The 11,519-nt window shown below is 50.8% G+C and carries 13 protein-coding genes; 11 read left to right on the forward strand and 2 right to left on the reverse strand.

What is annotated here, in order from left to right; all coding sequences use genetic code 11:
* Window positions 1-5: 5 nt before the first annotated feature.
* From H6786_04930 to H6786_04940, 3 genes are all read left to right on the forward strand, one after another.
* Entirely contained in the window at window positions 6-1,766 is a 1,761-nt protein-coding gene (locus H6786_04930) for a DUF2339 domain-containing protein (protein MCB9816713.1), read from the forward strand.
* Window positions 1,767-2,326: 560 nt separating this feature from the next.
* Window positions 2,327-2,980, forward strand: a complete 654-nt coding sequence (locus tag H6786_04935; GenBank protein MCB9816714.1) for a thrombospondin type 3 repeat-containing protein — start codon at window positions 2,327-2,329, stop codon at window positions 2,978-2,980.
* A gap of 118 nt (window positions 2,981-3,098) precedes the next feature.
* The gene (locus H6786_04940; GenBank protein MCB9816715.1) at window positions 3,099-3,587 is read left to right on the forward strand and encodes a hypothetical protein; all 489 of its coding nucleotides are present in this window, start codon (window positions 3,099-3,101) and stop codon (window positions 3,585-3,587) included.
* Between the two features lie 29 nt (window positions 3,588-3,616).
* Here H6786_04940 and H6786_04945 read toward each other — a convergent pair whose 3' ends face one another.
* Entirely contained in the window at window positions 3,617-4,249 is a 633-nt protein-coding gene (locus H6786_04945; protein ID MCB9816716.1) for a cytidylate kinase family protein, read from the reverse strand.
* A 135-nt stretch (window positions 4,250-4,384) separates the two neighbouring features.
* Between H6786_04945 and H6786_04950 the strand changes: the two genes are divergently transcribed.
* The 8 genes from H6786_04950 to H6786_04985 all read left to right on the forward strand — a co-directional run bounded on the left by H6786_04950 (window position 4,385) and on the right by H6786_04985 (window position 10,188).
* Window positions 4,385-4,681, forward strand: coding sequence for a hypothetical protein (locus H6786_04950; protein ID MCB9816717.1), 297 nt, complete (start codon window positions 4,385-4,387; stop codon window positions 4,679-4,681).
* Window positions 4,682-4,795: 114 nt separating this feature from the next.
* Window positions 4,796-5,368 carry a nucleoside monophosphate kinase gene (locus H6786_04955; GenBank protein ID MCB9816718.1) on the forward strand — a complete coding sequence of 191 codons (573 nt, stop codon included), beginning with the start codon at window positions 4,796-4,798 and terminating at the stop codon, window positions 5,366-5,368.
* Between the two features lie 9 nt (window positions 5,369-5,377).
* Window positions 5,378-5,974 (forward strand): nucleoside monophosphate kinase, encoded by a 597-nt coding sequence (locus tag H6786_04960; protein ID MCB9816719.1) that lies wholly within the window; start codon window positions 5,378-5,380, stop codon window positions 5,972-5,974.
* A 5-nt stretch (window positions 5,975-5,979) separates the two neighbouring features.
* Window positions 5,980-6,753: a type I methionyl aminopeptidase gene (map, locus tag H6786_04965; protein MCB9816720.1), complete on the forward strand. Its 774-nt coding sequence runs from the start codon at window positions 5,980-5,982 to the stop codon at window positions 6,751-6,753.
* 57 nt (window positions 6,754-6,810) lie between these two features.
* Window positions 6,811-7,455 (forward strand): class I SAM-dependent methyltransferase, encoded by a 645-nt coding sequence (locus H6786_04970; protein MCB9816721.1) that lies wholly within the window; start codon window positions 6,811-6,813, stop codon window positions 7,453-7,455.
* A 60-nt stretch (window positions 7,456-7,515) separates the two neighbouring features.
* Window positions 7,516-8,121 carry a nucleoside-diphosphate kinase gene (locus H6786_04975; GenBank protein ID MCB9816722.1) on the forward strand — a complete coding sequence of 202 codons (606 nt, stop codon included), beginning with the start codon at window positions 7,516-7,518 and terminating at the stop codon, window positions 8,119-8,121.
* 325 nt (window positions 8,122-8,446) lie between these two features.
* On the forward strand, window positions 8,447-8,818 hold the full coding sequence (locus tag H6786_04980; GenBank protein ID MCB9816723.1) for a hypothetical protein: 372 nt from the start codon (window positions 8,447-8,449) through the stop codon (window positions 8,816-8,818).
* Between the two features lie 2 nt (window positions 8,819-8,820).
* Window positions 8,821-10,188: an MBL fold metallo-hydrolase gene (locus H6786_04985; GenBank protein MCB9816724.1), complete on the forward strand. Its 1,368-nt coding sequence runs from the start codon at window positions 8,821-8,823 to the stop codon at window positions 10,186-10,188.
* A 57-nt stretch (window positions 10,189-10,245) separates the two neighbouring features.
* Here H6786_04985 and eno read toward each other — a convergent pair.
* On the reverse strand, window positions 10,246-11,519 hold a 1,274-nt coding region (eno, locus tag H6786_04990), incomplete at its 5' end, for a phosphopyruvate hydratase (protein ID MCB9816725.1).

Consider the following 11,519-nt stretch of genomic DNA (forward strand, 5'->3'; position numbering starts at 1 on the left):
CATCCATGTTTTCATTTATTCTTTTGATCGCGCTGGTGGTCGTTTGGATCAAATTCGACCGACGCATCGAGCGCCTCGAAATGCTCTTGCGCCAGCGTGGTAATGCTCCCACTGAGCAGGTGCCAGTACCGCGTCCGATGCCGACGGCAGAAACTGCATTTACTCGCCGCCTTTCAGAAGAGGAGATCAGTGAATATGGCCCAACGATGTATGAGCCAAGTGGTCCTTCTGCGATCAGCCGTTTTATTGACTGGGTCAAGAAAGACTTCATGGTGAAGTTGGGGGCATTTCTCCTACTCCTTGCGTTCGGCTGGTTTGTGAGTTACGCGATCATGGAAGAGTGGATCGGTCCAGCAGGGCAGATCGCACTTGGTTTGCTGGCCGGAGTATTCTTTCTTGGTCTGGGTGTGTGGCGCATCGAGTCATACCGACACCAGGGAGGGATCTTCACGGTGCTTGGCGCTTCGATCGTACTCTTTACTTTGTTTGCAGCTCGTGAGATCTATGACATGTTCACGCCAGCGTCGGCACTCTTTGTGATGTTCATGGCAGTCGTGTTTGTTGCGTTTGTGAGTGTGCGGTATCAGAGTGAGAAGTTGGCACACGCTGGCCTGCTACTGGGTAGTGCAGCACCACTCTTTACTGGTGTGCTTGCTGACGCGCCGACACATTTCATGTACTTACTCATCGTGGCCCTTGGTAGCTTGTGGGTGGTCTGGAATACGGGTTGGACACGACTTATTCTTGTATCGCTCGTGGTCACGTACTTCTACAGTGTTGCATTTATGATCGATGGATTCCGAGCCGATCGCGACGTTGTCCTGCTATTCTCATTTATCTTTGTCAGTATGTACTTTGCTGCCAACATGGTCAGCTTGGTTCGTCGACATGTCGAAGGAGTGAAACATATGCTCACTCACACCCTTGTCGCGCTCGGTACGGCCATCTTCCTCTTTACCTGGATCGAGGTGGCAGTGGATGCTGAGTGGAAGAGTATTCTGTATGTTGCTTGGGCAATGATCTTTGCGGTCGGTACGTACATTGTGTATTCGTTCACTGCCAACAAACCAGCTTTTTACCTCTATGGTGCGACAGCAGCAGCTCTCATTGGGGTAGCGACCGCGGCTGAGCTCGATGGGCCAGTCCTGACGCTCGCGTACCTCTTCGAGATCTGCGTGCTTCTTCTGGCTGCTGGACGACTCGGTCTTCGGGCTCGGACCCTGTCTCGTATGAGTCTCTTGCTGACGGTGCCAGTGCTCTTATCGCTTGAGAGCTTTGGTTCATCAGCGTGGCGACAGGGTGTTTTTCATGAAGATTTTGTAGTGCTTGGCCTCACGATGTTTGTGCTTGGTACTATCGGATTATTGCTCCATGCCAAGAGTGCTGAAGCCGAAGACGAAGTTGCTTTGATCACTGCACAAGGTCACTTGGCCGTGTCTGGGCTCTACGCCACAGCACTCGTTTGGTTGATATTGCATGCTGCTGTTGCCTCTGATGATCTGGCAACTATGCTGTCGCTCATTATCTACACCGTGGTGGGTATTGGACTGTTCGTGGCAGGTACCGCACGATCGATTGATTGGCAGCGATTGGTGGGGAGTATCCTGATCGGCTTTGTGGTGTTGCGGTTGTTGTTTGTTGAGGTGTGGGATATGAATCTTGAAGGACGTATCATCACCTTCTTGATCATCGGTGTGCTGCTGATCTCGACTGCATTCTTACATAAGAATCGGAAGCAGACAGATGACGTAATTGTGAGCGAGTAAGTATGATCACTATGTTTCAGAAAAATATTGTCATCACAGGATCACTCCTGTTTGTCGTACTTGGTCTTGGACTTTGTACCGCAGAAGCGCGGACACCACAGATTGCAGAGATGGAGGAAGCACCCGAAACCGCCTTTATGAAAATGATCCCGGTGCCAGCTGTTGATGTGGTAGTGCCGACTGTCGTCGAAGTGCCGATCGGCGAGCGGGTCTGGGATGATGAGACTTTCTTAGTCAAAGAGCGAGCAACCGGGCGATATATTGGTTCATACTTGTCGTCGAAAACAGCAGTTGGTCTCACGCCAGTGTCAGTCAGTAGTGTGCCAAATGTAACTTCAGTGAACCGGCTAAATGATGGCAAGTTGGATACCTTTACTGACTTTGATCTGCCAGCCGAAGGGGTGGGACAGGTGTCACTTACACTTAGTGCAAACAGCCCGATCACGTCATCACAGTTACGATTACGACTGGCACAGTATGTAGCTCTACCACTTACGGTGCAGGTGCAATACCAACGTCCTGGTGAGGATACCCTGCAGACGGCAGTTGCAACCACACGTATGACTGGTACGACCGTGACCTTTCCCGAAGTAACTGCAACTCGATTTGTCGTTACCTTTACCTACGGTCAGCCACTGCGCATTACTGAACTATCGTTCGATCAGAAGAATGCAGCTGTTACAGAAGAACAACGACTACGCTTCCTGCTGCAGCCGGGGGAGGACTATGATATTTACTACGATGCCGATCGCTCAGTACGAGTATCAACGAGTGAGGTTGGTAACTTGTACAACGATAAGGAGGTGCTCTTGGTGTATGGCGGCTCACCTCGGGCTAATCAGCTGTATGTACCAGCTGACAGTGATGGTGATGGGGTGCGTGATACATTTGATAACTGTGTACAGATGTCGAATGAAGATCAGGTTGATATCGATGGTAATGGCCGCGGAGATGTGTGTGATGATTGGGACCGAGATGGTCGTCTGAACAGTGCAGATAACTGCGTGAATGAGCCAAACCGAGATCAGCGAGATGAAGATCATGATGGTATCGGAGATGTGTGTGATGAGGAAGAGAGTCGCTTTACCGAAGCAAATCCGTGGGTGCCGTGGGTCGGTATCGGATTTGCAGGGTTAGTGCTGTTGCTACTCTTCACGTTGGTTGCTAAGCGGCCGGCTATACAAGCTGGTGAGGAAAAGAGAGAGGGAGAATAAGTGGAACTAAAACTGGCCGGGCCCCGAAGGGGCCCGGCCAGTTTTAGTCATGGACAAACCACCTTATTTGTGGTTTTCTATCTACGGAAATAGTAGTTTCAGTGTGGAGAGTACCGCTGTGTACAAAATTATAATCACTGCAAAACCAGCCGGTCACGCCCTCTTGTATGAGCGTCTTGGCCGGTCTGGTCGTCGGAAGCGAGTGCGCGCGTATGAGGCGATCGTAAGTATGCCGGATGGCACACAACACTCGTTCATGTTCACGCGTGATGTGTCCGATATAGTCTTTGGTGGTTTGCGGCAGCATTTCGGAGTAGGAGGTGAATGTCCGCCGAATCGAATTGACCTTCCATACACTGGCGTGCTGCATCGATCAGCGAACATTCCGTTCGCGATCAAGTTGTTTGATCAGCCAGATCAGACATTGCTTGGTGCTGGTGTGGTGGTGCGTAGGAATCTGTTGATCCATCATGGTCCTGCTCGGAGCGAGGGATGTTTCACGATCGCTGGTGGCAAGAGGCACTTCAAACGGTTCAGGAGGCTACTTGAGCCCATACTGCACCGAGGTGTTCATATCGAAGTCGTTGTAGAACCAAGAGACAAGTAAAAAGCCGGCCCATATGGAGCCGGCCCATTTTAATATTGATTCTTTAAAGAATATCCGAGTGGTACCTCGTGTCGTCGCGGTTCCCACACTTCTGCATCAAGCCATTCCTTATAGGCATCAAAGATAGCGATCGCTACCGACTGGACATTTTGACGTGAAGTATCGAGCACGAAGTCAAAGTGATTGGTGTCGTACGGATCGACACCATAGAGTCGTTTAAAACGATTTTGTTCGGTGAGCATTCGTTCTCGTACTTGTCGTGATACGGTGCCGAGAGAGGTGCTGCTTGTACCGACCGCCGAGCGGCTGGCGTTGGTCACGGCGTCTTTGAAGATGCGCGCGGTGGCGAGTTCGATATCGAGGTCGAGGTACACTTTGAATGATTCAGGGATCCAGTAGAAGCCAAGACGTGAGTCCACGATGATATCGTCCTTTTCGCGAAGTTTGCGAAGGGACTCGTCGACCTGATGGTCCATTTCATGGTTCTCAACTGCGCGCTTATTGTACTCCTCAAGAGTCATTTTTTTCTTGGTGAGGATCTGTCGAACGAAGTCACCGGAAGAGTGTCGTGTGTAGCCAAGTAGTTCTGCCACACGGTCGGCAGTAGAGGACTTACCGCTACCAGGCTTGCCAGAGATCGTGATGATGTGTTTCTTTTCCATGCAGAGTATAAGCATACCATGAACGAAACCTGATCATACAACTATTGACAGATTATAGAAATGCGTGTTTACTATTTTCAGTGGCCAGTCGGCCCATCTGTACACTCACTACTTTGATGATCTTGGAGGTATATCATGGCTCTGGCCAAGAAACTGATCGTTGCTCTGTTCGCAGCTTCGCTGCTCGGCCTCGGTGGCTGCGCCACTGCGGAAAAAGGCTGGGACAAGACTAAGGCTGGTTTTAACAGCGTCAAGTCTGGTATCAGCAAAACCTTCTCTGGTTCTGGTTCCACGTCAGGAATCAAGACGCCGTGGAGTGAAGCGAAGAAAGGTATCGTCTGGCCCTGGGACGCACTCCGCGACACCAAGTCGCAGGATGCCTACCGTCGAGGACTGACACCTGCCGAAGCGGCAGCAGAAATGGGACGATGAGTCCAATGATGCACGCGCTGTGGTTTTACACCACAGCGCGTTCCATGTTTAGAGTAAAATAACCAATAAAATAAATTGCATTCACTCGCAAAAGTTGGTACTCTCCCTACATCTATGGAACATAATACGAAGTATCTGAGTGTGGTCTTGATGGGAAAGATCGCGTCGGGTAAGGGGACACAGGCCTCTGAAATTGCGCACGAATTTGGTGGTGTCGTGTACTCAAACGGGAACAAGTTGCGCGAGGTCATCCAACACCCAACACCGTTTGGCCGCAAGATGAAAGATATGTACGAGGAAGGCTATCTTATGCCAGAGTGGGTAGCTTCGTATTGGATGACACATGCGCTCGTATCTCAGTATGAGAACGAACGGGTGATCTTTGAAGCAGTGGCGCGCAAGCCAAACGAAGCAGAGCTCTTCCATGAGATCCATGAGTGGGTAGAGCGACCATATATTGTATTCAACCTAGATGTGCCTGATGATGTTGTGCGAGAACGAAGCTTGAGTCGTGCGCGTGACGTGGTGGATTCCGCCGAAAAGATCGAGAAGCGACTTGATGAATACCGCACGTACACCACGAAGTCGATCGAGTTCTTCCGTGAACAAGGCACCTTGATCGACATTGATGGAACACTATCTCCGGAAGAAGTGAAGCAACACATTTTTAATCATTTGCAGCAGTAGCGATAATATATGCAACCAACAACCGTTATTTTTATTGGTCCACAGGGAAGTGGAAAGGGGACTCAGATCGAGCTTTTGTATAAAGTGATGACCGAGAAAGACCCGGCTCGTCGAGTGGTAGATATCCAAACCGGTCGCCGGTTTCGTGCACTAGCTGCAAAGCATGAGACCTTTGCTGAACGAAAGATCAATGCGACGCTCGACTCTGGAGTGCTTCAGCCAGACTTTTTAACGCACGTACTTTGGGGACAGGCGATGCTCGATCAGTTGGACGCAAAGAGTCACTTGCTTATTGATGGTTTTCCACGCACGGTGCCACAAGCAGAAGTGCTTGATGACGCGCTTGCGTTTTTTGAGCGTGATATGCTTCATGTGATCAATCTCGACACGCCGGAAGAAGTCGTACGGAAGCGCATGTACGAACGGGCGCGAGCAGATGACACTGATGAATCGATCGAAGAGCGCCTGCGGTGGTATCGTGAAGAGACGTTGCCGGTGCTTGACTACTACCGGGTGCGGCCAGACACTGAAGTGCATGATCTCGAAGGGACTGACACAATTGAAGGTGTGCACGCACAGATCTTGACTGCGCTCAAGTTAACCTAAAACATATGATTACCAAGAAAACTCCAGAAGAGATCGAGACCCTTAAGGAAGCGGGATCTATTCTTGCTAAGATCCTCAAGGGTGTGGCTGCCGAGATCAAACCAGGTGTAACTACCTTGTCGCTAGATGATCGTGCGATGGATTTGGCTGAAGAGTACGGGGTTGAGCCGGTACTCCTCGGCTATCATCCCGGATTTGCGGATCGTCCGTATCCAGCAGCGATTTGTGTGTCGGTGAACAACTGTGTCCAGCATGGTATTCCGTCTGAAGATTTCGTGCTCGAAGAGGGCGATGTGGTGAACATCGACATGTCGATCGCACATAAGGACATGATCGTTGACTCAGGACTCACTGTCGGAGTGGGGGAGATCAGTGATGAGGCGCGCAAACTACTAGCTGTCACTGAGGAGGCGCGAGCGATCGGTATCAAGGAAGCAAAGCCGGGTAATCACATTGGTGATATCAGTGCCGCGATCCAGAAGCATGTGGAGTCGCGTGGTTTCTCGGTCGTGCAGGTGCTCTGTGGTCATGGGGTTGGGTATGCCGTGCATGAAGATCCGACGATCCCAAACTACGGCAAGGCTGGAACTGGTCCGCTTATCGAAGTGGGGCATGTGTATGCGATCGAACCAATTGTAAATATCGGCAAGCCCGATGTGGTATTTGATGATGAAGGTGATGGCTACAGTGTATATACGACTGACGGTAGCTGGAGCGCACACTTTGAACATACGGTAGCGATCACTGAGGATGGTCCGCTCATTTTGACTAAGGAATAGAAAAAGCGGCGGGCCCCAAAGGGGCCCGCCGCTTTTTCACTCAACACCAAACTCACCATGAAAAACTACCAAAGCTACTCTGGTCGCGGCATGGATATTGCCGAAAATCGCGCCGACGATCTCGATCGTCGATCCTTGGCGTATTTGGCAGAAAAGGACGATCCGTATGTGTTTGAGCTTGGTAGTGGATCCGGTGGACAGGCAGTGCGCATGGTAGCAGCAGGCGCGTGCGTCGTGGCGCTTGATGTGCACGACTTCACGAGTGACTATCAGGCAAAGCGATCTATAAAAAACATCGACGCAGCAAGACTCCGGTTTATCTCGGCTGACATGCGTCATGCGCCACAGCTGTTCAAGGGCATATCATTTGACGCTATCATTATGCAGCGCGTCATTCACTATCTTTCTTATCAAGAGGCACTGCAGTTACTCAGCGAACTCCGCGCGCTGACGTCTGGGTCATTATTCATCTCTGTCACCGGTCTTGATTCGATGGTTGGAGATTCATACCCGCTTCGAGATGAGCCGCTAGAGAGTCGATTCGGGAAAGTGACAGACCTCGGACAAGATATGTTTGGTATTACCGAACCAATTTGTCTCTATACCGAAGTAGAATTTACGTCACTTCTTATGGAAGCTGGCTGGCAGGTTGAAGACTGCTGGACATCGGCGTTTGGGAATCATAAGGCAGTTTGTCGTTAAAAGAGGTGCGTTTTCTACAGTTTTTGCTATACTGCGGCCACTAATTTCAATAGAAATATTATGTCAAAGAAACCACAGCAGGAGCGATCACTGGTCCTCCTTAAGACCGACGCAGTGCAGCGTAGTTTGGTCGGTGAGATCATCAAGCGCTTCGAGCAGACCGGTCTCAAGATCAGCGCAATGAAGATGCTTAATGCAACCGAAGCACAGCTCCTTGAGCACTACAACAAGGACGATGCATGGTATGAGAAGAAGGGTAAGGGTATTGTAGAAGACCTCAAGGCGCAGGGTCGTGAAGTTGAAAAGGAGCCGATCGAGTACGGCAAGGACATCATTCGTACGATTGTGCACTACATGCAGGCAAGTCCAGTGGTAGCAATGGTACTTGAAGGAAACATGGCAACTGCGGTGGTGACTAAGATCGTTGGTACAACCGAACCAACCACTTCAGATGTTGGTACGATCCGTGGTGACTACACCCTCGATTCATTTGCACACGCGACCTACGAAAACCGTGCCGTACGAAATCTCGTACACCAGTCAGAATCTCCAGAAGAAGCAGAGCGCGAGATCAAGATCTGGTTCAAGCCGGAAGAGATCATGGAGTACACCACTGCGCAGGAACGCATCCTCTACGATGTGAACCTTGATGGGAAGGCGGAGTAGAAGTAGTTGAAAGCGCCGGGGACACTTTTAAAAAGTGTCCCCGGCGCTTTCTTAGTGACTGCGTGGGTTGTGCTTTGACAAACTTTTGCAACGGGACTACCATAATAGATGCAACCATATACGTATGTTCTGATTACATATGTATCGGGCTGCCCAAAGTCGTGGCCGGTGCCGAGAACTCGTAAGAGATTTCGAATAATCTGACCAGAGCAGGCGCCCACCTGGTGTTTTGCATCAGGAGCATACGCGTGGTTGCATGGAAAAGACACCCCCTCCAGGGTGTTTTTTCCTATCTGCATGAGCGATTTCTTGTTACTATACTTACATGGTTCACGGTATCGTAATTCTGTTTTTGGTCTTAGCGACTGCTTTTGCGGCGGCACACGCTGCAGCGGTCTTCGCATCTCTCTATTGGTACTACTGGTGGTTTGATGTGGTGATGCACTTCTGGGGTGGCACATTGATCGCGCTCGGACTATTTTCGTTGTCGACCTTTTCCCGGCTTCATTTTAAGCCGACGTTACCGCTTCTTTTGGCCACACTCCTTGTGGTAACGCTGTCGTGGGAGGCATTTGAGTTGGCTGCAGGTTTGTGGCAACCAGCGACCTATCTGGTCGATACGGTCCAAGACATCGTGATCGGTTTTAGTGGGGGATTACTCGCATATGCGGTTTTGCGTCGCTATACAATAAACTAACTATGAGTGCGACAATTGGTTTTTATGGTGGCGTCGGCAGTGTGACTGGCGCTAATTTCATGCTTGATACAGGCAAGCTCGCGGTCTTGGTAGACTGTGGTTTAGAACAAGGTGATAAGTTTGCGGATGAGCGCAACGCAGAAGCGTTTGTCTATGACCCAACGCACGTCGATGCACTTTTTGTGACTCACGCGCACGCTGATCATATTGGACGTATCCCGAAGTTGGTACGAGAGGGATTTCGAGGAGCGATCTATTCAACTTTGCCGACCAAGGAGCTGGCAACGATCATGTTTGATGATGCCCTTCACATCATGGAGTACGAAGCGAAGAGAGATAAGCGTCAGCCGATCTATAGTCAGACTGATATCGATACAGCGTTGTTGCTCTGGAAAACTGCTGACTATCACGAAGAGGTTGTGTTAAAGGATGATGTCACCGCCACACTCACCAATGCTGGACATATCCTTGGTTCTGCAATGGTGCAGTTCACTCGGTTTGGTAAAAAAGTCGTGTTCACGGGTGATGTCGGCAATGTGCCGCAGCCACTGATGGATCGACCCGAGGTGCCTGAGAAATATGATTACATGGTGATGGAGAGTGTGTATGGTGACCGGGTGCACGAAGAAGTGGAAGAACGTACGGCGATCCTCAAACACTACATTCAAGAGACGATTCGCAAAGAGGGAACACTCATCATTCCTGCATTTTCGCTAGAACGCACCCAAGGCATACTCTTTGAGATAAACAACATGGTGGAGTCTGGTGAGATCGACCCGATCAAGACCTATCTAGATTCACCACTGGCGATCCGGGTCACTGACGTGTACAAGCATGCTGCCGATCATTTTCGACCCGAAGTACAAGAACAGATCGAAGCCGGCGATGATATCTTCTCGTTTGAGGGGTTATCATTCACCGAGACAGTGAAAGAGTCTGCAGAGATCGCACGCTTTGGCGGGCCGAAGATCATCATCGCCGGCTCAGGGATGAGCCATGGTGGTCGTATTCGCGAGCATGAGAAGCAGTTCTTGGGTGACCCCAATACCACATTGCTATTGGTGGGGTATCAGACGGTGGGGAGTATTGGGCGTTTACTCCAAGATGGCGCCAACCAAGTTTGGATTGATGGTATGCAGGTGCGTGTGAAGGCGCAGATCGCAACTATCCGTGGATACTCTGGTCACGCAGACCGTAACCAACTCATCGACTTGGTATACGCCGGCACCCAAGACTACCAACCGAAGCAGGTTTTTGTGACGATGGGAGAAGAACGCGCGTCACTTTTTCTCACCCAGCGCTTGCGGGATTACCTTGGGGTGAATGCGATTGCTCCAGAGGCAAACTCGGAAGCTGAGATAGACTTCTAAAAGAGAAAACGCGGGCCCCGAAGGGCCCCGCGTTTTCTCTTTTACATACTTCCATTTCTACAACTCTTCGCCAATCGCGAGCAGACGATTGTACTTCGCGAGTCGCTCACCACGAGAGAGGGAGCCAGTCTTGATGCATTCAGCGCCCGTACCGACGGCGAGATCAGCGATGAAGTCATCGGTCGTCTCACCCGAGCGGTGTGAGACGATCACGCGGATACCATTCTCCTGTGCCATGCGGATACATTCAAGCGTTTCGCTCAAGGTGCCGATCTGATTAACCTTGATCAAAATGGCAGTACAAGCCTTTTCTTCAATCGCGCGCTTTAGGCGCTTTGGGTTGGTCACGAGCAGATCGTCACCAACGAGCATCAGGTCTGACTCAAGCTTGGCAGGATGTGACGCGATGGTGAATTGCTTTGCTTTCGGCAGCACCTCGACCATCTTGGTCCACTCAGCCCAGTCATCTTCATGGAGTCCGTCTTCGATCGAGATCACGTGATACTTTTCCTGCCATGATTCATAGTGCTTAACGAGCTCTTCGGCCTTCAGCGACTGACCTTCAGGACTGAGGTCGTAGAGACCAGTTTCCTTGTTGAAGAATTCACTCGCGGCAGTGTCGAGTGCAATGGAGACTTCGATGCCTGGCTTGTAGCCAGCAGCTTCAATGGCTTGGAGCAGGTATGAAAACGCTTCGTCGTGGTCTTTTACACGCGGCGCAAAACCACCTTCGTCGCCGACGCTAGTCGAAAGGTCGGCTTTGGCGAGGAGTCCTTTAAGAGTATGGAAGATCTCTGCGCCAGCGCGAAGCTGCTCCTTGTACTCAGCGATGCCGTGTGGGACGAGCATGAATTCTTGGCACGACAAGCCAGAATCGCTATGGACTCCACCATTGAGGACATTGAACATCGGCACTGGAAGGGCAACTTTTTGCTTGGTGCCAAGGAGGGTGTTGATGTGCTGGTAGAGCGAGATGTTAGTATCGAGCGCATGCGCGCGAGCGACGGCAAGTGACACACCAAGGATCGCGTTGGCGCCGAGTCGTCCTTTATTTTCTGTACCGTCAGCATTGATCATTTTTTGATCGATGGCAGCTTGTTCGCTGGCATCCATGCCAATCACCGTTTCTGCCAACACGGTATTTACGTGCTCAACAGCCTTTTGTACGCCTTTGCCCAGGTAGCGACTTTTGTCACCGTCGCGTAGTTCGACTGCTTCGTGAGCGCCAGTCGAGGCACCAGATGGCACCATAGCAGAAGCAACTGTGCCGCTTTCGAGGGTGATGATTACTTCGACGGTAGGATTGCCGCGGGAATCAAGGACCTCTCGTC

The sequence above is a fragment of the Candidatus Nomurabacteria bacterium genome, assembly GCA_020632075.1.
In the GTDB taxonomy this organism is placed as follows: domain Bacteria; phylum Patescibacteriota; class Minisyncoccia; order Phycocordibacterales; family UBA918; genus OLB19.

Bases quoted from the DNA above. Each gene is read 5' to 3' on its own strand.
- H6786_04930 (MCB9816713.1), top strand. From the start codon at position 6: ATGTTTTCATTTATTCTTTTGATCGCGCTGGTGGTCGTTTGGATCAAA.
- H6786_04935 (MCB9816714.1), top strand. From the start codon at position 2,327: ATGACTGGTACGACCGTGACCTTTCCCGAAGTAACTGCAACTCGATTT.
- H6786_04945 (MCB9816716.1), bottom strand. From the start codon at position 4,249: ATGGAAAAGAAACACATCATCACGATCTCTGGCAAGCCTGGTAGCGGT.
- H6786_04950 (MCB9816717.1), top strand. From the start codon at position 4,385: ATGGCTCTGGCCAAGAAACTGATCGTTGCTCTGTTCGCAGCTTCGCTG.
- H6786_04955 (MCB9816718.1), top strand. From the start codon at position 4,796: ATGGAACATAATACGAAGTATCTGAGTGTGGTCTTGATGGGAAAGATC.
- H6786_04960 (MCB9816719.1), top strand. From the start codon at position 5,378: ATGCAACCAACAACCGTTATTTTTATTGGTCCACAGGGAAGTGGAAAG.
- map (MCB9816720.1), top strand. From the start codon at position 5,980: ATGATTACCAAGAAAACTCCAGAAGAGATCGAGACCCTTAAGGAAGCG.
- H6786_04970 (MCB9816721.1), top strand. From the start codon at position 6,811: ATGAAAAACTACCAAAGCTACTCTGGTCGCGGCATGGATATTGCCGAA.
- H6786_04975 (MCB9816722.1), top strand. From the start codon at position 7,516: ATGTCAAAGAAACCACAGCAGGAGCGATCACTGGTCCTCCTTAAGACC.
- H6786_04980 (MCB9816723.1), top strand. From the start codon at position 8,447: ATGGTTCACGGTATCGTAATTCTGTTTTTGGTCTTAGCGACTGCTTTT.
- H6786_04985 (MCB9816724.1), top strand. From the start codon at position 8,821: ATGAGTGCGACAATTGGTTTTTATGGTGGCGTCGGCAGTGTGACTGGC.